The sequence below is a fragment of the Candidatus Clostridium eludens genome (genome assembly GCF_045310515.1).
GTDB classification, from domain to species: Bacteria; Bacillota; Clostridia; order Clostridiales; family Clostridiaceae; genus Clostridium_B; species Clostridium_B eludens.
The window spans coordinates 1-264 of record NZ_JBJHZX010000213.1; the positions used below are offsets into that span (position 1 = coordinate 1).

The following is a 264-nucleotide window of genomic DNA, read 5'->3' on the forward strand; positions in this document are numbered from 1 at the left end:
TCTTATATTAACTAAAGGTATGTTTACAGCTCCTTCCATACGGCCATTACTACATTCCAATTCAGTTCTTACATCAACAATCTGAGTTTTATTTTTATCTCTATTATCTATATCTCCTGGAAGTATTATTTCATCTTTGCCTGTTAAAACATTTTCTGCAATAAATCCAGCCATATTTACAGGATCCTTAGCTGAAGAATAAGGTGGGGCATATGCAAGTTCCAGCTCTGTTAAATCATAAATTGTACCACCAAGCCTCATAGT

Annotated in this window: 1 protein-coding gene; it reads right to left on the reverse strand. The window is 34.1% G+C overall.

From position 1 onward, the window contains the following. A partial coding sequence (locus ACJDU8_RS25870; protein ID WP_479723085.1) for a rhodanese-like domain-containing protein occupies positions 1-264 on the reverse strand: 264 nt, incomplete at both ends.